The following is a 25,860-nucleotide window of genomic DNA, read 5'->3' as shown; positions in this document are numbered from 1 at the left end:
GGCGTGTGGGGTTCTTGCTGGAATTAGCGAAGGAAACATGCACCAGCAGTAGGTGAAGCATCAACCAGATAATCCGATGAGATGCCGGTCTGTCTCACTCTCATGCAAAGGTAAGATCAACCATTTAATCCGCTTACCCAAAATTTATTTTTTGCTTAGGTTTTTTCTGCGACCTCGGCAGTGGGCACCGTATTCGCTAATAGGAGAAACTCAATGCAAATTACTAAAATCATTTCCTCTGCCTCGGTTGAACGTTTAAAGCAAAAAGCACGAAAGCTTAAACGTGAAAAATCTATTCCACACACTCAAGCACTCGATGAAGTTGCAGTATCTGCTGGTTTTAATCATTGGCATCAAGTTGTGCAAGCTAATGACTTACTTAAACCATCAGAAGTGGCGTTATCTTCTGGATGTGTCATGGCTTTTGATGTCAAAGATGGTATGGATGTCGATACCAGTGATGGGGTTTTAATTGAAGACCACTTCTTGGAGATGCTCACTGAAAAGCAGCTATTTGAAATTTATGCCAACTCCCCTGATGAGGACGACGAACAAAACAGGCCTCTAAAAGAAACGCTATCGGATTCAGAGCTTCAGGAGTACTTTCGAGATGATTGCTCATTCATGTACTTTCGTCTTGCCGAGCCTCATGCAAACAAACCGCTGAAAGAAGTATTGGCTCTTATACGACAGTACTCGTTTTGGATGCCGCAATATATTTGGCTTCAAGGTCACCTTATTGATACTTATCATTTGCCAGCTGAAGACGAGAACGGCAATACCGTAGGCGTAAGGTTTTAGCTCTACAAGATGAGGCCTAACTGGCCTCATATCTTCTTCTGCAAGTGACTTAACGCCAACCCTGCCATCAACGCCAAGCCGATGATCAGCGACGGTAGTACCACCGGTGGAATAGCCAGCGGGGCGAACAATCCCATAAACAGCAAAATGACGCCTGAGCCCAGAATTATCATGCTGTAGCGGTGAATGATAGGGCTCGAAAAATCAAAGGTTGTTTTCTTAATCTTCCAGGTCATCAAACCGTCCCACAACGCCGGTAACATGAGAATAAGCGCAAAGGGCAACCAGACCATCAGCAAAGCAAATCGAGTGAACACTTGGTACAGCACATCAAAAAATGCCTGAATACGATCTTCCACCCAGACAAACCAAAAGCCTCCCATGTTCTCCATCCCTTTAGAGCGCAGTCGTTGCTCTTCAGTGGGGATTAGAAAATCACGCACAGATTGCTCCATCTGCGTATCTACAACCCATGATTGATACCAGCCATGGCTAGTTTGACCAATCCAATAGCTTGTTTGAGCGCCCAATTGATTTTGGATCATCTGTTTCTCTTTACTAATAACCCGGCCAGTCCAATCACCGGGCACTAACACGCCAATGGCAATAATCTCCAGCATCAGCGCCAGACACAGCAGCCAAACCGACTTATGCTTGCTCATGCCAAACATCCTCTTCAACTCGCGCCAGCATGGCTGCAACGGTTGGCGTCATAATCCGGGCTTTAATTACTTGTTGAAGCCGCTTTGTCGTCGTATGACCACTTTCATAACGCACTGCGATGCGACCTTCAGCCAAATACGCCATCCGATTTTGACGATTACGAATCCAGGAGTAGAAATACACACCATCTACGGCAGCCCACTCGAAATGGTCAGGATCACGCAGCCGAACCCCCGTTAAAGCACTGGCGGCAGTCCAGGTCAGTGCCTCAATGAAATGCCACAGTCGGATACTGTCATCATCACAACTGACTTCGTCATAACTGCCCAAACCATTACAAAGGCACAAATCAAAGATGGAATGGCCATCTAAAGTGAGCGCATCTGTTAAATAGTCCGCCAAACAGTGCACTGAGGCCAAAGCATGAGGCCAGTCGGTTTCAAGCAGCCTTAAAGTTTCCTTGAACTGGGGGTTATGTTGCTGGCACTGAGCGAGCATTTCTTTACTGGTAATTGTTGTCATTTTAAGACAGACAGAATGATGCATACAGACTCCTTATGCTGCCTGTGTAGAGCTGGTTAAAATAGGAATGCGGCCTTTGATCACGCGGCCGCCTGAAAGCTTGGCGATGTACTCCAGGTTGGGGAGCTGGCCTAATAACTGCGGTGGAAACATATCGCCTTCTTCCTCCATCAAGCGTTCACCATGATTGCCGGTAAACAACGCGGGGCTGTCCGAGTTGGACGACATACCTTGAGTTTGCATGATGTACTGCAACCGAGTCTTAGGCAGATTGTCGGTAATGTACTGCTGCGTTTCGGCATCCATCACCCGAAGAGCTATCAGGTTGTTGATGTTACCTAACACCTGACGGGCCTTAGCTTCGCTGCCTGTACGAGCTGCAAAATCAGCAAAGGTCTGAGTAGCAATCACACAACGCATTTTTGCGCCACGGCCTTTGTTGAGCAGTTGAATGAAGGGATCGTTGACGACTTCAGCAGCCTCATCGATGAAGATATTTACGGGACGATTTTCAACACCATAGTTATAGCGGTCACCGGCCACGGCGGTGAGATCGGATAAAAGCAACGAACCAATGGCGCTGCCAACCATGGCGTCGGTCAATGAATCCAACCCGATATAGGCCACTTGGGCATTGTTGATAATACGGCCAGAATCCGTAATTAACCGGCTGTCATCCACATCGTTTGCAATCGGTGATAGCAGTGGGCCAAGTTCACTTGATGTGAGCATATTGAGCACCGGCATCAATGAGGCCACCATCTTGGAATAGTGGGTTCTGTCATGCTCAAACATACTCAAAAGGCCTTCCAAATCGGTATTGGCGGCAACGGGCTGAATGCGTTCGTAGTAGAAAAGCAGCATCGCCATGGCCTGTTTAGCCAAGGTGTTGGCTTTTTCGGTAAAGCGCTTGATCTCCACACTAAAGTTCGGATACACCTGCTCCCCCCAAGCCGTGACGGCTTTTACTACCAAGCCTTCTGGGCCACCTTCCAAGAATCGTCTCAGTGTTTTCAGATCAGGACGTTGTGAAGTAAGCAACAAACCTTGCACTATGTTATTCAGTGCCATTTGGCCAAAGGCTTTAAATGGATCAGCACCGGTTTCAGATGGGATTAATGCCGCAATTCGGCTGGCTATTTCAGTACCACGGTTAAAGTTTCTCAGGGGATTAAGACGTACTGAATGCTCAGGAAAACCCGGATGAAAATACACAAAGCGCTCAGGACTACCGGCGGCAATACAGGCTCGCTGCGCATTATCCTTAAGTTCCTTGTCTCCCTTGGGGTCAATAATAATCACGGCTTCATTACGCAAAATGGCCTGAGTGATCATCGCATCAAAGCATCGGGTTTTTCCGGCACCGGTCGTACCGACAATTAAGGTGTGCCCCTCAGTGTGACCAACTGGCTGGTACACATCTTCTTCTTTGGACTCAACACCATGAATCCAGGTCGAGCCCATTTGCTTGCCGTGACCTTAGTTAAGCAAGGTTTGCTTATCCCGCTTTAGGATTTCATAAGCGCGTTGGGCATGGCGTTGGTCCCACTCAAAGCCATAACCTAACCACAATTCATCAGGATGTTTTGCCATCACTTTTTGCAAATGCGACAGCGCCATAAAAGCCAATGGTTTGCCTTTTAGCCCCTTCTGCAACTTATAAAGACGATAAGCCTCAGGCAGGCGGTACAACGCCATGCCCGAGGAAATCCCTGTCATCCACCAAAATGGCTCAGGTGGTAGCTCAGTCAGCATTTCTGCGGCAATAGCCCCAGTGGCCCCAACCAGCCAACCTGCTGCTGCCATGGCCTCATAGTTCGTGCGCCAGGGCATTTCGTATGCGTTTTCTTTCATTCATGCTCCGCAAATAACCGTTTGCAATCCGCTTAATTTCAAATGGATTAACGTTTAGCGTGAGCGGTAAACAGAACCGTTTCCCCCTCATCAAACTGGCATTCGTCACTGGCCGAGATCCCCCGAAGCAGCTGTCCGGCTGGAATGCCATGCTCATTGGCGACTTGGCGTAAGGTTTGAATCGTGACGCGAATACCATCGGCACTATGATCCACGTCTGGGTAATCGCCATCGGTCAGTAAGATGGGCAAATCTTTCACAAAATTAACCATCTGTTGGCGCTGCGCGTGTTTAGGGTCTGTACATGAGTTCGCATTGGGCGCAATCGGCTTTTGCTTACGCTCCGCTCTTGTGGCGGGCTCCTTTGCTTGGGCATTGCTTGTATTAATTCGACTCGGACGCGGTGAAGCCTCTTCGTTCTGAATTGCTGTCACTGATTCTGCGTCTTGTTTGGAAAGGTCTATCAGTGCAGTAAGCCCTTTAGAAATCGATACTTTCAGCAGTAACCCTTGCTCCTGAACTCCTTCATTCGTAGTCACGGTTCTGGCCTTACGTGTCGGGTTTGCAGGATCTAGTTCAATCCAATCCAATCGACTGAGTTCAGCAAGCAGTTTTCGGGGTGCACACCAATGTCTTACGGCATCGGGATAGCGGATCAGTATCTGTTCACCAAACACAACCAGCGCGCTACTGGCCTCTGGGAGCCACGCCAAAGATTCAGGGAGATTCAATGCCTCTGCATCGTGCTGGTTTACGTTAATTGAGATAGCGCCATCATATGAATTGTTAGGCTTTTCACATCCATCACCCGGAACGTTTTCATTTTCCTCAAGGTGATTAACATCACTGGCATGACGAAGTTCATCATCTTGTTCGGACGAGTTTGTCGATGGTGACTCAGACGAATTGCCGTGTTCGATTGATGATGACCCTTCAGGCAAGTCTGAATGCTCACTGGAGCGACTCTGTGGCTCTTCTTGTGTTTTCTGTGTTGCTTCCCACTCAGATTTGTTAAACAGTGTCACACCACTTGGTACATTCGAGCTGAACAATAAATCGGCCTCAGATATATGCAGCATGGGTAACCAGATTGGCTTGTCGTCTTTGATCAGCACTTCAGGGGCAAGGCTTTCATATCGCTCATTCGAGGCGGATTTAGTGGCCAATCCTCGCTCAATGAGGATGTCCGCAAGGGTATCGGGATCTCTTGGAATGCCAGGTATCTTGTCTTTGGCCAACAGCTCAATGATGTCCTTAGCCGCGCTTTTCCAAACCAGGTAAAGATGGGTTGATTGATTCGATTTTCGTAACCAGACTCTGGCGTCTCGCTGATTGACCAGCCACTGGGAACTGGCAAGTAATCGCCTCATGGCATCAAGTAGATAGCGTTCGACTGGGACACCAAGGGCATTGTCGTCAACGGAAATTCGTTGAGCTTTCAGGTCTCGCTGGACACTGGTTTGGTCAGCTTCAATGACCAATTTAGACAGGACATGCTCGGGATCGGTATTGCCAATTGCCTCCAGCATGGCTTGCAAAATCTCAGGGCCCGGCTGGGTTAACCAGGCGAGCAACTCAGGTGTCATCACCCGGTTTAACACCAGAATTGAAAATTGCTCGTGCCGCTTGCACCGTCCGTCGCGCCAACGAATGAAATAGCGTTCAATGCTGTTATTAGTGGTCCACTGGGATAAGGTTTCTAAAAAAGGGTTCCATTGATAGCGTCCATCTTCGTCTGTGATGGACAAGTCTGAAACGGGCTTACCAATATCATGGAACAAACCGCCAAGAGCCGCCGCGACACGCCACCTTGGTTCAAGCTCTTTTTTCTCAACCGGTGTGCCACTGGCAACAAAGATGATCCCTTCAGCTGCTTGTGCCGCCCAGAAAGCAACTTCCAACGAATGACGTAATAAACCACCAGCGCCACTGTGATGATGATGCTCAGATGCTGGCAACAAATGAACATAAGCTGCCAGATGATCAATGCAGGGCTGAATTAGTCTTTGAAAATCACGCAGGTTAAAGCCAAGTACCTGGCGCAGTTTGGCAATTAGCTCGTCTTGTGTGGACTGCAAATCTTCAGGTGACGCAGCTGGCAACCCCTTCAGAAATGGCGGATAGCGTGGAATTTCTATATCCAGTTGCGATGACAGCTCTGGAAGTGCTTTGGTTTGAAAAAATAGGTTTTTGAACATAGTGAACCTCCGACACGGTAGTGTGAAGGTTTAAACAGAGTTGTTTAGTTCGATAGCTTCAAGAATCTTGCATCAAACTGCCATGTCATTTTCAGGCCACTAAGAGGTTAACAGCCTGCTATTAATGTTTTACGAGTTCTTTTGATGGATACTTTAGTTGCCATGTTTCAATTAGAAATAACGCTGCGGTACTTGCTGAGTGAATAGCTAACTTGGCTATACGGGCATCTAGTCGGGTGTAACCCCGCTCTCGACCATGAGCATCACCACCATGTGTTCGCAGAGCCCCGATACCTTCAACAATGGTTGCCAATCCAGATAGAACCTTTCTTACGTCATCAGCAATTTCTGGATTTACATTAATTTCACCAGGAGACAACCCTAGTGGTCGCTTTACTGAGTCAAACAATCCCTTAATATCTTTCTTCTTAGGGAGTTCAAAGCCAAGTTCAATTATGATCGAGCGGCACACACTCTCTAGCGTAGAACAAGCCGATGTGACTGCACTTTCCGGATCACGAAAGGCGCTTTCCAGAGCTCTATCAAGGTCCCTAGATACCGTATCCATATTCAAAACTTCAGCTTTGGTTGAAAGCGTTGCTAAAACTGAAGCACTAACACCGGTTTCAATTTTGGCTAAAATTTCAAACAGTTTTTCCTTTTCCTGCGGGTCTTCAGGCTTGTAATCACATTTATACTGCCAAAGTTTTCTGAGTACTTGACCAACCAAGTAACCATCCTCTAGCTCAATAAAAGCTCTTAAACGTTTAGCCTTTGAGCCCCCATTAATCTGGTACTTTTCTTGAGTAATATCAATGCTCAACTCGTCTTCAAAATACTCAGCCATTGTCCTATCTGAAAAATCTAACAGGTAGCCATCTGTCATTTCGAAAATTTTGTCTATTGTTCTAATTTCAGAACCTTTTAGTTTTGGCATGAGTAATCCTCCCTGACCATAAAACACCGCCCCGTCATGTTGTTAGCCAAATAAAGCCTTGGTAAACAGAGATGGGCACCGAAATTAATGCACTAGCCAATGCAATTGTCTTAGCCAACCGGCTTTCAAAAAGCCTATCAATGAGAACCCCCATACCCTTTGAGTTCGTTTTAAGTTTTCCTTGGGCCAACTTATCGATTACTTTCCTGTAAAATCCAGTCTTACACAGCGTAGAGTTATGCATTTTGATAAATTCATTACTCTTGAAAGCTTCTACTTCTTCCGCACCAGTTAAAAAGTGCCGATGGATACCACCATTTAAATTCATCAATGACTTTAACCGAGGATCTGCAACGTAGCCGCTACCATAACGGTCAGACAAAATATCATTGAGATTGATTCGTCGTTCAACAGGAATTACTGCCATATCGGTTTTACCAAGCACTCGATATCGATGTTCTAAATGTTCGAAACCGTAAGTGAGATTACGCATATTCCAGTGAATCCAGTATCTATCTCGACGATCACGGACAAAATCATTAAATTTACTAAGTAAGGCAAGCTCAATATCGTCGAGACGTTGATGGATATTGTCTCGACTAATACCAAGTTCTTCAGCAATTGCATGAATAGAAAAACTCACTGTCTGGTCTGTAGACAAGTGCAGTATCGCAATCGACGTAATTCGAGGAGATAAGCCATCGTTATCATCATTCAAGCTTTGGCAAGAATAGTGAATAATGTAGAAATTCTGAGGAGTCCGTTTTACCTCTTTAATGAACTCCTTACTATTGACTATCGTCATGCCTTACTCCATGAGTTTGACAATGACTCTGCTTGCTTTAACACAAGCTCTACTGCTTCAGCGGCTTTGTCAGGTGGATATTTGTAACGCTGTAAAGTGCGGCGCACGAGTATTTTTAATTTAGCTCGGACACTGTCACGAACTTGCCAATCAACCGTGGTCGATTTTCTGAGTTTGTCTGTGATTTCGACGGCAATCTTTTTAAGGATCTCATCACCAAGTTCACGTACTGCGCTTTCGTTGTTGGCTAGAGCATCATAAAACGCGATCTCATCTGGATTTAACCCCAGTTCAGCCTCGCGCATCATTTCTTCCTGAAACTCTTTGGCCATTTGAATGAGCTCTTCAATTACCTGAGCTGTTTCAATGGCGCGGTTATTGTACTTTCTAAGCGTTTCTTGCAAGCGGTCTGCGTATTTCTTCTCTTGCACAACGTTATTACGTGTTTTCGCTTTAATGTCATCCTTGAGTAGTTTTTCAAGTAACTCAACGGCGAGGTTGCGCTCCGGCATCTGTCGCACGTCTTCTAAAAACTCATCCGATAGCAAACCAATATTGGGCTTGTCCAAGCCACAAAGTGCGAAGACGTCAGCAACGCCTTCGGCGATCACTGCGTTATCTAGAATCTGTTTCAGTGCCGAGTTCTTATCTTCCTGAGTACGCTTTTTATCAACGCTGGTAAACTTGCTAATAGCGGCCTTAATGGCTGAGTAAAACGCAATTTCTTTTCGTAACTCTTTAGCCTCATCCAAAGTACTACATAGTGAGTAAGATTTCGTCGCCGCCAACACTAAGTCTAAGAAACGCTTTTTACCATCCTCCAAGCCGAGTACATAGTTAGCGGCAGGCACCAAGAGTTTGTGCGCTTGTGTTTCATAACCCGATATGTCCAAACCACCGGATTTTGGTGTTTTCCCGAACATCCCACGAATAGCATCAATTTTTTCTAAAAGAATAGAAAACGCTTCTTCTGCATTGAGTGTTGGCTCGCCTTTACCTTTAGAGTCTGTATAGGTTTTTAATGCTTGCTTAAGTTCATTGGCTATTCCGATATAATCAACGACTAGACCGCCAGGTTTATTTTTAAACACGCGGTTAACCCGAGCAATTGCCTGCATCAAGTTATGGCCTTTCATCGGTTTATCCACGTACATAGTGTTACAACAAGGCGCATCAAACCCCGTTAACCACATGTCCCTGACAATGACCAACTTCAGAGGATCATTCATATCTTTAAAGCGCTTTTCTAAGCGTTTTTTAGTTTTTTTGTTATAGATATGGGGTTGCAGAAGTGGCTTATCCGAAGCTGACCCTGTCATCACAATCTTAATCGCCCCTTTTTCAGGAGCATCCGAATGCCATTCTGGGCGCAGAGCAATAATCTCATTGTAGAGATGCGCACAGATATCACGACTCATGGCTACTATCATGGCTTTACCATCCATAGTGGCATTGCGTGTCTCAAAGTGCTCGATCAAGTCAGCCGCAACTTGGCTTAATCTAGGTGTCGCACCAACAAGCTTTTCAAGACGGCTCCATTCGCCCTTAGTTTTCTCACGGTTGCTGACGTCCTCTTCATCCTCGACCACTTCATCAACTTGCTCGGACAACTCAGCGATTTCAGCATGGTTCAAATCAAGCTTTGCCAAGCGTGACTCATAATAAATAGGAACAGTTGCGCCATCATCTACTGCATCTTGAATGTCGTAGATGGACACATAGCCACCAAAAACGGCTCGAGTGTCTTTGTCTTCTTGCGAAATTGGTGTGCCAGTAAAACCAATAAAAGAAGCAGATGGTAGGGCATCGCGCATATGCTTAGCATAACCAAACTTATATTGGCCATCCGCACTTAGAGTGGCTTTCAGGCCATATTGGCTTCGGTGTGCCTCATCTGAGATAACAACAATATTGTGGCGGTCATTGAGAATTGGATGATGTTTCTCGTCATCAAGCAGGGCAAACTTTTGTACTGTGGTAAAAATGATACCGCCGGATTCTCTTTCAGCTAATAACTGCCTTAACGCATCTCGGTCAGATGCTTGAACAGGTGTTTGCTTTAAGAGCTCTACTGCATTGCAGAACGTGGCATAGAGCTGTCCATCAAGATCATTGCGATCGGTTACGACAATCAGCGTTGGGTTATTCATGGCCTTTTGCTGAAGCAACATTCCGGCATAGCAACACATTGAAATACTTTTGCCGCTGCCTTGAGTGTGCCAAACCACTCCAGCTTTTTTACTACCAGGTACAACCTCATCAGGATAGGTTGCCCGCTTCTCGCTTACACCATTAACTTGTCGCGCCGCAACTACCGTAGCTTTTACCGCTTCACGCACGGCATGAAACTGGTGATAACCAGCAATCTTTTTAATGATCGTCTCACCGTCTGTTTCAAACAATACAAAAAATCGTATGTAATCCAGAAGCAACTCACGATCAAAGAAACCTCGAACCATGGTTTCTAGCTGCCACTCCAGTAGCGGTTTGTCGTTTTCATTTTTAATGGTGCGCCAAGGCATAAAACGCTCTCGGTTAGCAGTTAGAGAGCCTACCCGAGCGGTGTAACCATCACTGACTACTAACGCCTCATTGAAGATGAAAAGGTCTGAAACTTCATCTTTATAAGTTTGCAGCTGATTAAAGGCATCCCAAATATCGGCATTTTCATCGCTTGGGCTTTTCAGCTCAAGTACAGCAATCGGTAAGCCGTTGATAAAACAAATGACATCAGGCCGACGTGGCTGTTTAGTGCCTGTAATCGTGAACTGATTGACGACTGAAAAGGTGTTGTTGTTTAGGTTATCGAAATCAATGATAAATGCATGGTCTGCAATTGGTTCGCCGTCGTCTTTTTTGTATTCAACAGGCACCCCTTCCAATAACAACCGATGAAATGCGCGGTTGTTGGTGATTAAATCTAAACTTTCAGGTTTTAAAACAATCGCTTTAAATTGCTCGTAGCAATGCTCAATCTGTACGGCAGGAAGGTGTTTATTAATCGTTTCAAATGCCGCCCTAAGTTGGCCATCCAATACCACTTGCGCGTAGTCATTACGAAGTGGGTTGTCGCTATCTGGGGCAATATCAGGGCCATGCAAAACATCCCAACCACCTTCTTGGAACCAGTCTAAGCAGAGATTTTCTAGTTGCTCTTCGTTCATTTTATACTCCTAGACCTTAGCTTTACCGGTCGCGCAAGCGACTGCGAATTTAATCAAATCTTCCAATTGAGAGTGATTTCGCGTTCCGCAATCATCAATGGCAACTTGATACCAAATAGGGTGAATTTTTGCTTTAGCTAACAAGTCTTCTTTCTCAAGCTTTTTCTGGTGATTAGATGGATCCGGTAAAAACGCAAAATGTGCAGGAATATCGAATGCTTCTGAACTGACAACATCAATAAAAAGCTCTAATGTTTTATCCGTCTCTAAGCTACAACCAAGGAACAAAAGAGAATGACTGACAAATATCTGACGAAGAACTTTTGCCAATGGCTTCGTATAATCCAAGCTTTCTTCTCCGTAAGCTTGGTCATACTGTGATTTAGAAAAAATATACGTTTCGGGATCACTATAATTCCCATGTAATTTCAATATGCAGCGTTCGCCTTGTATTAGCTTCGATGCAAATTGATTCCGAGACTGAGTACCATGCATATAGCCTTCGATGGATCGATTTTTTTCCGTATATACTCGCTCAATCAAATTGTCAAAATTGGTTGTTATAATGCATCCATCGCTCAGTTGGGGTAATAAATCTAGGACACCAAAATATTCCAACACATTCGAACCATCGAATGTATTGAGTACAAAACTCTCAAACCGAGTCTTATGGTTTTCGTAAATCAATTGTGCCGCTTCTAGATACTTCCACTGGTCTAGTAGTTCCTTCACATTTTCAAGATATTGAAGTGCCGGAAGCATCGCTCTTTGGTCAGACTTCGAAGCGCCTTCAAGCTTAGTTATCAGCCGTTCTAAAGCTTGTCCCCATAAAGGCAATTTGTAAGGATATGATAAACCTGCACCCACGAATGGGGCGACGCGTCCACGCTTTATTGCCTCAACAAGGCGGGAGAAAGGGTTTAATTGATCGCTGTCATCTAAATACTTTCGAGTTTCCAGGTGCTCATCCAAGACTTTCTGACCCTTCCAACGCTCTAGTTCATCTAAATAGGCAGTTGGGTCGTGCCAAAAAAGAACATCACTAGGGTCAACTAAATACTCGCTTCTTTCACCCTCAGACCCTAACCCCTTGAAAGTTATGGGCTCTTCGTCATTTATTGCTTCGTGAAATTCACCATTTTTATTATCTAGCTCTTTTTTAACAGCATCTTTAAATTTATCGACGGCTGAGGCTAAGCCTGCATATTCATTAGACATTCGCCACCTCCGAGGTTAAACCATCACCAGTTAATAATTTTGGAAGTAGTGCATCTCTAATATCAGCAAGATGGGTAGATTCATTTTTTAATGAGCTAATTTGATCGAAGATTGGAACAATTATGTCTGAGAATTTTTTGTTAATAGCGTGATCACCAATTAAGACATGTTGAGATTCCATAATCTTTTTTGTTAGATGGGTGAATATCGACCCGGTGCCTGCATTTTTCATTGCCTCAGTTTTTCTAAACATGCTCAGATACAAAAAATACCGGCTTATTACTGATTCATCTACTTCCATTTTCCATATGTGGTAATGGTAAATACTTTTTGGACCTCGCCAGATATGAGGGCCAAATGTGGCAGACCAAGCGTAAATAAAGTCTTCCCGATCAATGTACTTTTCAGGTGGTAACTCTAAATCTGAATAGACGGTCTTTCCTCCATTTGAAAGGTTCTGGATCCTGACTATCGGAGTGCCTTCAGTTTTGAATTCGGTGTTTTTATATGCCCTGCCGTTAATTACTTGGCAGATTTCTGATAGTTGCTTGACTTCCCACCCCTCTGGTATCTCACCAAGTTCGGAGTCTTGCATTGCAGCAGGAAACAGGACGGCGGTTTGGGCAAGATTGTTAAATGCCTCGAAATTGTTGGTTTTTAAACCGTGCAACTCATCAAGGGTTTTGGCAGAAATGGCACTCATGGCAGCCAGTTCGGCATCCGCAGCGCTACCACCTTGTGCCAAGGTTTCAATCTTGGCTTTGACGGGATCAAAATCGACAAACCAGCTTTTGAATAGAGCTTGAGCAATTTGTTCTAAGGTTTGGCTGGTTTTGTTGTTTAAAGCTATCTTATCGTCAATTTCTTTTAGAAATTTACCTGCTTCCTTTCTTAGCTCTCTATCTGGGTAATCAAACTCAAACTCAGCTAGAGACTGCCAGGCTACACGCTGCCGACCAGATGTTCCTTCCATGCGCGACTGAGCATAAGCTCTAAAATCGGAATGCCTCGTCAAGTAATAAACATAGTCCTCATCGTATTCTGGTTCTTTGGCGGACATGACAATAAACTCTGTGGAGCCATGCCCATGCTCATCCTTGTCTAAACAGTTTACTTTTGCTGTTTTTCCATTCTCGAGACATGGCGTAATTCGTGCGAATAATGTATCGCCATTTTTAAATTTTGCCCCTCCACCTTTAAACTCTCTCTCTCCGAGCTCGCTTACATCTCGGCTGTCGACTGGTAAGGCTGCCATTTCTAAGAAAGGCTTGATCTCTCCCTTCTTAATTGGTCGTTTAGGGTTAAAATCGACAATTTCTGATATGGTTTTATTAGAGCTCATAACCAATCCCCGCAAGATTATCCTTAATCGCCTTTTCTAATCGGTCAGATTCTTCAAACTGAGATTTTAATTGCGCGGTTAATCGCTGCATTTTCTCTGGGAAAGGCTCACTATCTTCCTCAGCATCGGCTGCGCCCACATAGCGTCCTGGTGTTAGTACATAATCATGCTTTTGCATGTCTTCAAGCTTGGCGCTGAAGCAGAATCCTTTCTCATCCTGGTAGTCTGTACCCGATTGCCAAGCGTGAAAAACATCTGCAATTTTTGCAATATCATCATTGGTAAAGTCGCGCAGCACTCTGTCTTTCATAAAACCGAGGTTACGAGCATCAATAAACAAGGTTTCACCACGGCGATCACGCTTGCCTTTTTGACTTGGAGAAGTCCCGCCTTTCTTGTTTTTGGTTAAAAACCAAATACAGGCCGGGATTTGCGTATTGGTGAATAGCTGACCGGGTAAAGCCACCATGCACTCGACTAGATCTGCCTCAATTAAAGCTTTACGGATTTCACCTTCGTTGTTGGTGTTCGAGCTCATAGAACCATTAGCGAGTAATAGGCCCATTGAGCCGTTATCGTTAACGTGGTGCAGCATATGCTGTATCCAACCGTAGTTGGCATTACCTTGCGGCGGTGTGCCATATTTCCAACGAATATCGCCCTCCAGTTTGGCGTGCCACCAGTCTTTGATATTAAACGGCGGATTGGCCATCACAAAGTCAGCACGCAGGTCGGGGTGTTGGTCATCTAAGAAGGTATCGGCGTTCTTTTTGCCAAAGTTAAAGTCGATACCACGAATCGCCATGTTCATGGCGGCCAGTTTCCAAGTAGTTGGGTTGCTTTCTTGGCCATAAACAGAAATATGTTTGCGCTGTTCAGCAACGTTGTAATGTTTATCAGCGGCATGAGCTTCGATGAACTTGTCGTTACTCACAAAGAAGCCACCGGCCCCCATTGCAGGGTCATAGACTCGGCCTTGATAAGGCTGGAGCATTTCAACGATCAGTGTAACGATGCTTTTTGGGGTGTAATACTGGCCGCCTTGTTTGCCTTCAGCTAAAGCGAATTGGCCCAAGAAATATTCGTAGACATGGCCCAAAATATCTTTGCTGTGTAGATCGAGCTTTTCGCCGTTGTACTCTGGGTTACGGAAGCTGGTATCAGAGAAGCGGTTAATCAACTCAGTAAGGTTGTGATTATCTACCTCATAACGGCTGATGCGAGGCAGAACCCCTTTTAGCTTGGGGTTGGCCAGCTTGTCGTCGATTTTATAGGTTTCGATTGCTTCTAATGCATTGTCGATGAGTTTAGAAATTGAGCTAAGTTTAAAGACTTCTTTTTCGCCATTAGGCCCGGCTGCTTGAATCTCAATTTCTGTACCAATAGGCAGCGCCGCTGTACTCTTAAGAAATTCCCAGCGTGACTGTTTTGGCACCCAGAAAACGTTTTTCTCTTGGTAATATTCGTGTAGCTCTAATTCTGCATTGACCGCATCGTTGTATTCTTCATCAGAGTCGTAATCTTCACGAGGCATGAAGTAAATGTTGTCGTCGCTATCGTCTTGAGTAAACAACTGACGTAACTCTTGTTGGCGCTCTTCAAAGGCGTCTGACACGTACTTTAAGAAAATGATGCCTAGCACTACATGCTTATAGTTGGCGGCATCGAGGTTGTTACGTAACCGATCGGCTGCCGACCACAACTTCCCATCGAGTTCTTTTAAAAACTGCTGTTCTGAATTATTCATGTTCTTCCCTATGCTGTGACGCTATCGAAACCAGGCGCAATCGCAAGGTTACCGACACCGTATAAAGTTTGATAATTTTTTAGCCATAAATGGAATTCGGGTGTTTTTAGCAGAGCCTCTTTGGAGCAATCAACATTCCAAAGCCGAAGCAAGTACCCAGTGGTTGCTGCTCTGATCTCGACCTTCATCACGCCACCCGTCATGCCATAATCCAGTTCAATCGCTTCGCTGTGCTCAATACGTGGATGCGGCACTAACTCAAGCTCTACAAATCGGTTCCATTGCCGGTCTTGGGTTTCAAGTTCAGCCTCAGATAACGTAGAGTCTTCAAGCACAACCGCTGCTTTAATTCGGGTCAGTACAAAGTCACGGAACTCACCATGCTTGCGGTCAAAACCACGAACGTGCCAACGCAGGCCATTGTCCACCAGCGTATGCGGTACAATTTCACGCGTGGTTTCACCACTCGATAACGATACATAGGTGATACGCAAGGCTTTGCCTTTGTGTATGGCCTCGGTGACTTTCGCTACTATCGATAAACTCGGCTTGTTAAGGTGATAAGGCGCTTCACAAGCAAGGGGTGGTTTTACCTTTCCAGTAAAGCCATCGCCGTACCCTTGGCTAATCGTCGCCAGCGTTCTCACAACGTCGTAGTCGAACAAGGGCTCAAATGCTTCACCGCGCTTGTGCAACTTGAGCTTTTGGTCATACTCAATGTTGCCTGGCGCAAGCTCTCTGTACATGGTGAAGTCTTTCGTTGCTTGTGCGGCGGCTATACTGAAGCGATCGACTAAATCCGCCCGTACCGCCTCTCCCTTAAACAATAAGGTGAAATCGATGTGGGCAATGCGATCCCTGGTTGCTTGTGGCAACTGCGCTATCTGCGAAAGCCTATCTGGCTTCGCCACTACCGTTTGTTTCAGACCATCATTTGTCATGCGTCTTGTTTATCCAATTCAACCAGATTCTTAAAACTCTGTTTATAAAGTAAGGACCGACATCGCGTAATCACATTGAACGGCATGGCACATGGCTGCTCTTTATCCTCAATGACTAATCAATCTCTATTGGTTGAAGCTGGACAGATTGCCATAAAACACTGAATAGGCTTCAACCTAATTAATTTTATTAGGTATCATCCTATCACAAATTATTTTGTAGGGAAGATTAAGCGACAACTTTTTGATCTGGATTGCAATTGCCGCTCAGGTATGGACTTGAAGACCTTGTTTCGTGTCAATGCTGATAGCCGTGATCAATGTGCTACCCGAACCAGTGGCACCACGATGTTACCGCGATGAGATACCCCTTTGTCCGACTCTGTAGACAGCAGAGCCCGTTGCTCACTCTCCCGAATGCGCCTGGCAACCTCTGCCTGGGCTGGTAGCAATGGCAGCATCCCTTCAGCAATCGCGTCTGGAGCAGACTCTTGGCCACACGACATCAAGTGCTTCCATGGATCGTTAAGAAAGCGCTCGAACGTGATGCCAAATTCAATGATGCGGGCAGAGACGAAGATTTCGCCCCAGTATTCAATGTAGGTGTCTTGGTACATGGAAAGATTCCTCTTGTTGGTTAAACCATGAGTTCACTTTCCATTTTCCAGAGGTTTTTAAATATGCAAGGCTTACCTTGTAGAGAGCTACAAAGCTTTAAATCGATTGCGGGCATCTTTGTAGTCATAGTGGGCATGTTCTGAGCCACGATGGTACAAATCATCCAGGTAAATTTGTTCCTGCGGCAACTCGTCTTCGCTGATTTCGCGCCACCAATGTTTGTTGGCACCTTTTACGCCGTCATGCCAGCGGTAACCACGCTCTTTTAGATAGTCCTTTACATCGAACGGCGCACCAAACGCACGAACTAACACAGTTCGCCTGTCTGCTTCAGACAACAAGTTTGCAACGGACTCGGGCAACAAATGAAACAACCAGGCCATCGCCAAACAATCGGTTGCAGCTCGGTGTCCTTCATAGAACCAACCTAAGCGAAGCAGCAGGTACTCAAGCTTTCGACTTTCAAAACCCAGCGCCTTCCAATCTATGCCACTGGCTGAACAGGCCCAAGATAGATGTCCTAATGCACCAAACCGATTTTCAAAGAAAGGACGATCAAACTGTGCATTGTGTGCAACCACCAGCGGATCATCGGATAACCAACTCGCTACCAGTAAATCATCAATGCGCTGGCCTTGCACCATTTCATCGGTGATACCGGTTAACTCGGTAATCAGCTCAGGGATTGGCTTGCCGGGATCTTCATAAAGACTGATCACATCAACAATCGACACAATCCTCTTAGCCGAAGGGCTGTAAAGCACCTTAACCATGCCAAGCTCAATAATGGACTCGTCATCGGCAGACAGTCCGGTCGTCTCTGTATCGAGCAGCACCATTGGCTGTTCATCACCGACCACAGGAGAGAGTTCAAGTGGCCAAGACTGCGGTTCACGCGTTAAAGGAATGCGTTCCAGCAATCTAAAATCTTCTGGTCTTTCTGGGATATCCGCGAGGCGCTCTAGCGGAAATGGCGCTGGGGCTCTTGTCATTGATGGTTCCTCTTCAATTCTATTGTTCGCTTTGGGTTATTTCACTGTGCCACAGGTTGTACAAAATGCACCTTGGATACCTCAGCGTTTTTTTTGATCTTTCTACTGGGTGAACCCATGTATGAAGGCTTTGACTAAGCCTTTCAGAAAGCCTTAGCTAAACCGTTTAGGTAACCCTTACCGATACCCTTTACGTATGGCTTAGCCACCCCCTTTTCAAACGGTTGCAAAAGGCTTGAACTGAGTTCGACTGAGCATTTTAATGATGCTCCTTACTTCGCTTTAAGCCAGTAAATTCAATACGAAGCAGAATTTTACCAACTCTTTCTAAACCCTTTGCGAAGGGTTCAACAAGCCTTGTCTGACAGTTACCTAACCCATGCTTTAACCAGTAGCAGTAACAGGATCAGTAACAGAAACAAGAGCAGTAGGCAGAAGCAGTATTGTCCAAGCCTTGCAGGCTTTGACGAAGGCGAGCAATCCCCACATCAAGCTTTTCACCACAAAAAAGAAATCACCCACGACACAACGTCTTACTCGAACAACTACAGTTTTACCTACAATTTTACTTGTAGAAATCAGCATAGCATTAGATACTGTATAAACAAACAGTATTAATTATGATTTTTCGAGGTTCGTCATGAGTGTCTCGCTGATAGGCCGTAGCGGCGCACTTGCCTTCATCAAAGCCAAGCGCCTTCGTATACCATTATTCATGGAACGTGTTTCTGCTGGTTTTCCCTCACCAGCGCAGGATTATGTTGAGCAAACGCTCGACCTTAACGAACTGTGTATCAAGCGACCGGCTGCAACGTTCTTTGTGCGTGTTGAAGGTGATTCAATGATTGATGCCGGGATTCATCCAGATGATATTTTGGTGGTTGATCGCTCTGTCCAAGCAGAACACGGTGACATTGTCATCGCTGGTATCCATGGTGAACTCACGGTAAAGGAGCTTCAACTAAGGCCGTGCGTCATGCTGATCCCAAGAAACCAGGTGTATGAGCCCATTCATATTCCTGAAGGGACAGAGTTAGAGATATTTGGTGTGGTCACCAATGTGGTGCGAAACATGCGCCGCAAGTCGTGACTATCCCATGCCTGTATTTGCCTTGGTGGACTGCAACAATTTTTACGCCAGTTGTGAGAAGCTGTTTCGTCCTGATTTAAAAGATACGCCGGTTGTGGTGCTGTCTAACAATGACGGCTGCGTGGTTGCACGCTCACGTGAAGCTAAGTTACTCGGTATAAAAATGGGCGTACCCGTCTTTCAGATCAAAGCTGAAATGCAGCGCCATGGCATTTTGGCATTCTCGTCCAATTACGCGCTGTACGCAGATTTGAGCAGTCGAGTGATGCGCACTTTGGAAGAGATGGCACCACGAGTAGAGGTTTACTCCATTGACGAAGCGTTTTTGGACTTAACCGGTATTGAGTCTGCCATATCCCTTGTCGAGTTCGGACAACAAGTGCGAGAGCGGATAGGTCACTGGATTGGGATCACCGTCTGTGTAGGCATTGCACCGACTAAAACACTCGCCAAACTGGCAAACCATGCCGCCAAAAAGTATCCAGCCACTCAGGGCGTTGTAGACCTGACCAATCCAGATCGGCAACGTCGATTGCTCGCATTAGTTCCGGTTGATGATGTTTGGGGCGTTGGTAGACGGCTTTCTAAGCGTTTAAATGCGTTGGGTATCACCACAGCCTTAGACCTAGCCAATGCCTCTCCTAGAGCCATCAGAGAACAGTTTTCAGTGGTTTTAGAGAGAACCGTCAGAGAGCTCAATGGTGAGTCGTGCATTGAACTTGAAGAGATCCCACCAACTAAGAAACAAATCGTCTGTAGCCGTTCATTTGGCGTAAAGGTAACGCAATTTGAATTGTTACGTGAGGCCGTATGCGAATACGCAAGCCGCGCCACTGAGAAGCTTCGCAAAGAACAGCAGCAAGCCAAAGTGCTGACCGTGTTCATACGTACCAGCCCCTTTAAGGACAACGAGCCGCAGTACAGCAACTCTGCATCGGGTGAATTGCTAATCCCCAGTAGCGACACGCGGGATTTTATCGAGCTGGCCAATCACTTACTCAAGCGGATTTGGAAGGATGGATTTCGTTATGCCAAAGCGGGCGTCATGCTGTCTGACTTTTACGATCCAGGCATGTTTCAACCAGGACTATTCGATGACGTATCGACCCGCTCAAATAGCCAACAGTTAATGTCTGTATTGGACACCATTAATCAAAGCGGTGCCGGAAAGGTTTTCTTTGCTGGACAGGGTACAAAGAAAGATTGGTCGATGAAGCGAGAGCTTTTATCTCCCGCTTATACAACACGCTGGGACCAATTACCGGGGGTGAAGTAGCGCCGATAATTCAGTAGGCATTCACTCTGCGACGCAGCATGTTGAGCTTATCAACCTGGCGTCGAATATCACTGAAAAATTCCTCTTTCTCCATGGCCAGCGCTAACTCCCACTCTTTGGCCAAACCTTGGCAGTCCAAAAATGAGTATCTCAGCTTCGTCTTTGAAATACGCAGTCCCTTACTAAAGACTACGCGCTTGCCTCGTTGACCGTGAAAACTGTTGATGTACCACTCAATGCCAAAGCCATACTTAAAGTCTCTGATACGGACACCAAGCAGCCCCCAGTCTTTAAAGGGCTCATTCTCACGAACCTTGTAATGGGTAACCCAAAAGTCATCAACTTCAGCTCGTGCCAGCGCTTTTAGCCTGTCCGTTTCTTGCTGAAGTAAATCTGATACCTCTGCTTTCCATTGTTCATTGACGATTTCTACCAAACCAATTTCCCCATCCAATTAACCCCAAAAGCCAAAACCACTATCCGTTTGGCTTTTGGATCGAAACGCCAAACGTAAAACTGCCGTAACAATCACTGTTTGGCGTCTCGATATAAATCAACTCGCGCAACCCCATACCTGACAAGGGATACAGGCCGATTTCACTTAGAAACGCCTAAAAAGACTTATCGCCATGAAGATACAAACCGTTTGGCGAGTTCAGGCCAGAATGCAAACGACGTTTGGCGTCTCGATTTTTTTGGCTCAGTCATCCGCCGCCAAACAGAGCCTATTCTCATACTTTTGCGAAAATGCAATAGGCAGATAGATGAAAGGATTTGTCACCTTTCTGCCCACCGCCAGTGCACCGAATCCTGATAATGACCTTTGAGTGAACCGCCAGAGCACTTGGAAATGCCCAAGCGTGAACAGCGCGGTTGGTTGAAAACCGTTAGAGCACTTTGAGTGCACAGGAGATAAGTATGTTTGTACTAGGCGTAGATATCGGTTACTCAAACCTGAAGCTGGCAATTGGCCAATCAGGCATTGAACCGAAAACCATTATTCTGCCTGCGGGTGCCGGTCCTGCGGATCGTATGCCGGAGCGTATCGGTGGAGGCGATGATGAAACTTGTTTGTATGTCTCTGTCGATAATGAGCGTTGGGCCGCAGGTGTACCTGCTGGACGCCTTCAAGGCTGGGAACGAGAGCTTCACCCGGAATATCCCACCACAAAAACCTATAAGGCGCTTTTTCATGCCGCCTTGTTAATGGCTGAAACAGAATCCATCGATTTGGTTGTCACTGGATTACCGGTTTCCCAGTTTCATGAACCACAACGTAAGTCTGACCTTGTGCAGCGTTTAAAAGGTGTCCATCAAGTAACGCCTAAGCGCAGCATCACTGTTCATGACGTCAAAGTGCTGCCGCAGCCTGCCGGTGCCTATATGGATCTGGTTCAAACAGGTGGTGATTTGGGCTTGATTGAAGAAGGTCGTGTCGTCGTCATAGATCCAGGCTTCTTTTCTGTTGACTGGGTTGCCCTTGAGGCCGGAGAAATTCGCTACAGCTCATCAGGAACCAGTCTTCAGGCAATGTCCGTGCTACTGGAAACCATTGATAAGCTGATTTCGGAAGATCATGGTGCCAAAGTCGGAATGGATCGACTTGAAAAAGCCATGAGAACCGGCGACTTGCAAGTGCTGCTATTTGGAGAAAAAGTCGATATTTCACCTTACCTGAATGCTGCCATGAAAAAGGTAGCACCTGTTGCTCTTACAGCCATGCGCCAATCCATGCGTGACGAAAGCATTAATGCGGACTTGGTATTGATCGCCGGAGGTGGAGCCTTGGCTTATAAGGAAGCGGCCAAGGAGATTTTTTCACGAAGCAAGATTATCGTGCCGGAACAGTCTGTTTTGGCGAACGTCCGAGGCTTCTGGTTTTATGGGGCCTGATCATGAGAGTTGTCGTCAACATTCCCCCAGGGAGCCACCCTGAACTGCTCAAAGAATTAGAAAAGACGCCGCCACGGGAACGCGCTGAGCGTCTGCGGATGCTGGCCACCTTTGGGTTAATTCACATGAGCCAACCCAATCTATCCACGATATCTGTACCGGTGGATGGCATTGCACCAGATGGTGAAGTTACTTCTATGAGTACAGCGCCAGAACCCAAAGAAGAATCACGTAAACAATCATTAAAATCCAAACTAGGGCTGGGCTTATAACATGGCGTTATCAGTTAGCTGGCTCGATGCCAGGTTAAATAAAGAAGCAAAAGAAACCGTAGTAAAAGCCGACCGTGATGGGCTAAGTGCTCGGGTATCGCCCAAGGGCAAAATTGTTTTTCAGTTTCGTTATCGTTTCGATGGCAAGCAACAGCGGGTAGACATTGGTACTTACCCACTTATGAAGCTTGCTGAAGCTAGGAATGAGCTGGATAGGTTAAGGGCGGTACTCGACCAGGGCAGAAACCCCAAGCTCTACCTACAGCAGGAACGGGCCAAGTATTCTGCCAATCAAAGCTTCGAATCGATTTTTCGAGACTGGATAGACTCTGCCGGTAAGCAAGGGCTAAAGGAGAAAACGTGGCACTACCAAAAACGCAGCAGTGAAATATATTTGCTGCCCCGACTTGGCAAGTACCCATTAACTGACATCAATGAATTGTCCTTGCGAAACTGTCTTCGCGAGGTTTCGGAATCGTCCCCTTCAAACACAGAACGTCTGGTGTCTGTGCTGCACAAGTTCTATGACTGGCTGATTGATGAACAAATTTTGGAAATTAACGCTGCCGCAGGGATCACAGCAAAGAAAGTCGGTGGCAAGAAAGGCAAACGAACTCGGGTACTAAACGATAACGAGATCAGGATACTTTGGCGCTATTTGCATGAGTCAAAAATCACTGAGAAGAACCGCATCTACATAAAATTGCTTCTGCTTTTGGGCGGTCGCAAGGGTGAACTCATTCAAGCTGAAAAGCATCACTTTGACTTGCAATCTGCAATGTGGACAGTGCCCATAGAGATCCGCAAACAAGGTGAGAAAATTGGAGCGCCGATCATGCGGCCATTAATCAAACCAGCTATCGAGCTGATTGAACTGGCGATGCAAATGAGTAAATCAACTTACTTGTTTCCCGCTAACGGACAAGAAGAACTTGCCACAAATGGCTTTGATACCACTATTCCTAACAATGTGAAAATCTGGGCTCGCAGGTCGCTTGGTATTGAGATGGAACATTGGTCTATGCATGATCTTCGCAGAACGATGCGAACGCGAATGTCGGCCATCACGACGCAAGAAGTTGCCGAGTTGATGATTGGCCACAGCAAAAAAGGGTTGGATGCTATCTACAACCAATATCAGTACCTGGATGAAATGCGTCATGCTTACGACGTTTGGTATCAACAACTAGAAACCATCATCGAGCCGACAGGCTTTCCATTCAACTGGCGTTTCGGACAATAAGGGGTAGCTGAATTAAGGAAGAGACTGAGCTAGTACAACTTACAATGACCGAGTCAAGAAGTGCATTTGACTCGGTTTAGATTAGTTTTTTTTCCAGTTACAAAAAAACAACTTATAGAATAATTAATATAAGTTTCAAGACGCCTCAGAGAGAGGTATTTGCAATTCATCCACAAGGGTTTGCTTAGATTTATACTCTAGCTCGCTTCTCTTAATTTTTAGCTTTTGTAATAAAGCACTATGAGTCACCTCGAAATCATTAAAAATTGTAGACCAACTTTTAACGTATACTCGAATTCTTTCATCCGCCCCGGAAACAAGGCCCGCGCCGCCCTTACCAGCAAGGTCTTTCAACCGCCTTGTAATTTGAGTATCATTCTGGGAGATTTTAGTTCCAACAAGAACAACATCAAATCTCATTCTCTCATCATTAAAGGCAGGATGCTTATCAAGTACCTCAGCATACCGTTCAGCTTGAGCTAAATGTTTCTTATTCAATGCTACACTTGGTCTTTTTATTTCAATGATCGTACATTTAATAAATTCTTCTTGTGTAGAATGATCTATTGTGACCATTTTGCGTGCAAGAAACAAATCTACTTGGCCTTTTGCCCCCTCTATGGTAGCGCCTTCAATAAGATCACTGGTACTGATATTGTCCCCATCCAATATTTCAATATCTGAATTCCGAAGACTTCTAGCTGTATTAGAAAAGTCATCCTCTTCAGCACCTATAGTTGTGTACTGAGGGCCGAACAACCATGTATTAGCCTCAATAATACCTTGTAAGTCTGGTGTTTCTAGAACTTCTTTAGCGTGCTCTTTAAAAAGGTACTTCATTTTCTGCACGACTAGATCTCGCTTATGAATGTGTCCAATCGTGCTAATTATATAATCAAGTTTAGATTTACTTATTTGAGATGCAAATTCATCCATTTGCTCCTTATTTAAGTCTAAAACGCCTTCCAATATATCTATCAAACTATCATTTTCACTTGATGTAGATAGCCTATCAAGCAAACAGATTATAATTTTTGTTTGCTTAGCCTTTAGCCCATTAAAAGCTGCTGGATCAGCAACGCAGATACTAGTTACTAATTTCTTCGTATGTGCAATTCTAAAGGAACGATCTTCGTCAGACTCCCAATTGTAAACAGGAAAATATCCTTTTGCTTCGAAAGAATCGACAAGCTGAACAGCTCTTTCTCTAAGGAACCCCTGATAAATCTCGGCTGTTTTGTTGCGCAGTTCTTTTAGCAGCATAGCTAAAACTTTATTCCCATCACTCTTTTCACTAATGAAGAGATCTGCATTTGGAGATGAGGTATCTTGAAAATTATCGAACCACTCAGATTGTATATATCCACTTATGAAAAAATTGTTTTTGTAATTAAAACCAGTTAGGTTTCTATGCTTCTGATGTTCTTTTGAATCTCTAAAATAATTGTATGACTTTTCACCAGATGGTTTTTTAATCCACTGAATGATACTTGAATTAAATTTATTTCCATCAACTTCTATAAGCTCTTGAAACAACCTATGTTGAGGAGGAGTCAGTGGGACTCTATTAACTGATATTTTAATGTTAGAAAAAACTATTAGCTTCCAACCAAATTCATTTGAAAGCTCCTCCATGATATTTTCAATATTAGGGATTTTTTGAGATTTTTCACTCGTTATACCCGTAAGAAATACTGATGTCCCACTTCCATTTGAAAGAATACTACTATGCTGCTCTTTATCGTCGATCAACTCAACTTTGTACGTTTTAATACGAGACGAGTCTATGATGATACGTGCATTCTCAGATTTTCTTCTCGTAAGCCAGGTTGCGGTTGCAGCATATTTATGAAATGAATATCGCCCTCTGCCTTGGCTGCCTTTTTGGGTAACCTGTTTTTTGGATGAGTCATCCCAATTATCAAAATTTCGGTCTAGGTTATGAAAGTCAATTCCTTCTCCATTATCATGGATCTCTATTGACTCCACTCCGCCGAGATCACAGGTATTAATAATGACATCAATATCTGATGCACCAGCATCCAAACCGTTCCAGATATATTCACTCAACATCTTCCAAGCGGGAATTGAGCCGAAACGTTTTTTTATCGACGCATTTGTAATACCTGTTGTTCGTTCTTGAGGAGTCGCCACTTACCTATCCATCCAATCCATAAAAAAATCCATTCTGCTATCTTAGCCTAAGTTGGTGGACATATTAACTATATTGTTAGCACAAGCTTTCAAAGCGTTAGTCCAAGTTCCAACAGAAAAACTAAGCTAC

General features: G+C 45.1%; 20 protein-coding genes and 1 pseudogene. 6 read left to right on the top strand and 15 right to left on the bottom strand.

Features of this window, described 5'->3' with window-relative positions; all coding sequences use genetic code 11:
* The first annotated feature begins 213 nt into the window (after positions 1–213).
* Complete coding sequence (locus JIG41_RS22245; RefSeq protein WP_020744993.1) at positions 214–801, top strand: hypothetical protein; 588 nt, start codon at positions 214–216, stop codon at positions 799–801.
* Positions 802–827: 26 nt separating this feature from the next.
* Here JIG41_RS22245 and JIG41_RS22240 read toward each other — a convergent pair whose 3' ends face one another.
* From JIG41_RS22240 to JIG41_RS22180, 13 genes and pseudogenes are all read right to left on the bottom strand, one after another.
* On the bottom strand, positions 828–1,463 hold the full coding sequence (locus tag JIG41_RS22240) for a DUF4400 domain-containing protein (RefSeq protein ID WP_000033753.1): 636 nt from the start codon (positions 1,461–1,463) through the stop codon (positions 828–830).
* The gene (locus JIG41_RS22235; RefSeq protein ID WP_063529118.1) at positions 1,450–2,010 is read right to left on the bottom strand and encodes a hypothetical protein; all 561 of its coding nucleotides are present in this window, start codon (positions 2,008–2,010) and stop codon (positions 1,450–1,452) included. Before JIG41_RS22235 ends, JIG41_RS22240 begins: the two co-directional genes overlap by 14 nt.
* 9 nt (positions 2,011–2,019) lie before the next feature.
* Positions 2,020–3,840, bottom strand: a pseudogene (traD, locus tag JIG41_RS22230) (conjugative transfer system coupling protein TraD).
* Between the two features lie 47 nt (positions 3,841–3,887).
* A complete protein-coding gene (gene mobH / locus JIG41_RS22225; RefSeq protein WP_138558350.1) occupies positions 3,888–6,038 on the bottom strand; it encodes a MobH family relaxase in 2,151 nt (716 codons plus the stop codon).
* A gap of 121 nt (positions 6,039–6,159) precedes the next feature.
* On the bottom strand, positions 6,160–6,975 hold the full coding sequence (locus JIG41_RS22220) for an abortive infection family protein (RefSeq protein ID WP_063527791.1): 816 nt from the start codon (positions 6,973–6,975) through the stop codon (positions 6,160–6,162).
* Between the two features lie 34 nt (positions 6,976–7,009).
* Positions 7,010–7,780, bottom strand: a complete 771-nt coding sequence (locus JIG41_RS22215; RefSeq protein ID WP_063527792.1) for a hypothetical protein — start codon at positions 7,778–7,780, stop codon at positions 7,010–7,012.
* On the bottom strand, positions 7,777–10,944 hold the full coding sequence (locus tag JIG41_RS22210) for a type I restriction endonuclease subunit R (RefSeq protein WP_063527793.1): 3,168 nt from the start codon (positions 10,942–10,944) through the stop codon (positions 7,777–7,779). The genes JIG41_RS22215 and JIG41_RS22210 overlap by 4 nt, the downstream gene beginning before the upstream one ends.
* Positions 10,945–10,953: 9 nt before the next feature.
* Positions 10,954–12,162 (bottom strand): SIR2 family protein, encoded by a 1,209-nt coding sequence (locus tag JIG41_RS22205; protein WP_063529636.1) that lies wholly within the window; start codon positions 12,160–12,162, stop codon positions 10,954–10,956.
* Complete coding sequence (locus JIG41_RS22200; RefSeq protein WP_138558351.1) at positions 12,155–13,504, bottom strand: restriction endonuclease subunit S; 1,350 nt, start codon at positions 13,502–13,504, stop codon at positions 12,155–12,157. The genes JIG41_RS22205 and JIG41_RS22200 overlap by 8 nt, the downstream gene beginning before the upstream one ends.
* Positions 13,494–15,251, bottom strand: a complete 1,758-nt coding sequence (locus JIG41_RS22195) for a class I SAM-dependent DNA methyltransferase (RefSeq protein ID WP_063527489.1) — start codon at positions 15,249–15,251, stop codon at positions 13,494–13,496. Before JIG41_RS22195 ends, JIG41_RS22200 begins: the two co-directional genes overlap by 11 nt.
* A gap of 8 nt (positions 15,252–15,259) precedes the next feature.
* Entirely contained in the window at positions 15,260–16,192 is a 933-nt protein-coding gene (locus tag JIG41_RS22190) for a WYL domain-containing protein (RefSeq protein ID WP_138558352.1), read from the bottom strand.
* Between the two features lie 317 nt (positions 16,193–16,509).
* On the bottom strand, positions 16,510–16,809 hold the full coding sequence (locus JIG41_RS22185; protein ID WP_063527357.1) for a hypothetical protein: 300 nt from the start codon (positions 16,807–16,809) through the stop codon (positions 16,510–16,512).
* Between the two features lie 87 nt (positions 16,810–16,896).
* Positions 16,897–17,802 (bottom strand): 3'-5' exonuclease, encoded by a 906-nt coding sequence (locus tag JIG41_RS22180; protein ID WP_063527358.1) that lies wholly within the window; start codon positions 17,800–17,802, stop codon positions 16,897–16,899.
* A 640-nt stretch (positions 17,803–18,442) separates the two neighbouring features.
* Between JIG41_RS22180 and umuD the strand changes: the two genes are divergently transcribed.
* On the top strand, positions 18,443–18,892 hold the full coding sequence (gene umuD / locus JIG41_RS22175; RefSeq protein WP_007105028.1) for a translesion error-prone DNA polymerase V autoproteolytic subunit: 450 nt from the start codon (positions 18,443–18,445) through the stop codon (positions 18,890–18,892).
* 7 nt (positions 18,893–18,899) lie between these two features.
* Positions 18,900–20,168 (top strand): translesion error-prone DNA polymerase V subunit UmuC, encoded by a 1,269-nt coding sequence (umuC, locus tag JIG41_RS22170; RefSeq protein ID WP_063527359.1) that lies wholly within the window; start codon positions 18,900–18,902, stop codon positions 20,166–20,168.
* 10 nt (positions 20,169–20,178) lie between these two features.
* Here the strand turns inward: umuC and mobI are convergent, their stop codons facing one another.
* Positions 20,179–20,622, bottom strand: coding sequence for a conjugative transfer protein MobI(A/C) (gene mobI / locus JIG41_RS22165; protein WP_025574216.1), 444 nt, complete (start codon positions 20,620–20,622; stop codon positions 20,179–20,181).
* A 464-nt stretch (positions 20,623–21,086) separates the two neighbouring features.
* On the opposite strand from mobI, the gene JIG41_RS22160 reads away from it, so the two are divergent.
* The 3 genes from JIG41_RS22160 (at position 21,087) to JIG41_RS22150 (ending at position 23,576) form a co-directional block, all read left to right on the top strand.
* The gene (locus JIG41_RS22160) at positions 21,087–22,061 is read left to right on the top strand and encodes a ParM/StbA family protein (protein ID WP_063527360.1); all 975 of its coding nucleotides are present in this window, start codon (positions 21,087–21,089) and stop codon (positions 22,059–22,061) included.
* Positions 22,062–22,186: 125 nt separating this feature from the next.
* Positions 22,187–22,333 (top strand): hypothetical protein, encoded by a 147-nt coding sequence (locus JIG41_RS22155; RefSeq protein ID WP_169459043.1) that lies wholly within the window; start codon positions 22,187–22,189, stop codon positions 22,331–22,333.
* 1 nt (position 22,334) lies between these two features.
* Positions 22,335–23,576, top strand: a complete 1,242-nt coding sequence (locus tag JIG41_RS22150) for an integrase family protein (RefSeq protein WP_025441390.1) — start codon at positions 22,335–22,337, stop codon at positions 23,574–23,576.
* 135 nt (positions 23,577–23,711) lie between these two features.
* Here JIG41_RS22150 and JIG41_RS22145 read toward each other — a convergent pair whose 3' ends face one another.
* Complete coding sequence (locus JIG41_RS22145) at positions 23,712–25,730, bottom strand: ATP-binding protein (RefSeq protein WP_138558354.1); 2,019 nt, start codon at positions 25,728–25,730, stop codon at positions 23,712–23,714.
* Positions 25,731–25,860 lie beyond the last annotated feature (130 nt).

It is taken from the genome of Pseudoalteromonas sp. bablab_jr011 (assembly GCF_016464045.1).
GTDB classification, from domain to species: domain Bacteria; phylum Pseudomonadota; class Gammaproteobacteria; order Enterobacterales; family Alteromonadaceae; genus Pseudoalteromonas; species Pseudoalteromonas lipolytica.
Note: the sequence above shows the minus strand (reverse complement) of the source record. Positions and strands in the feature narration are given on the sequence as shown.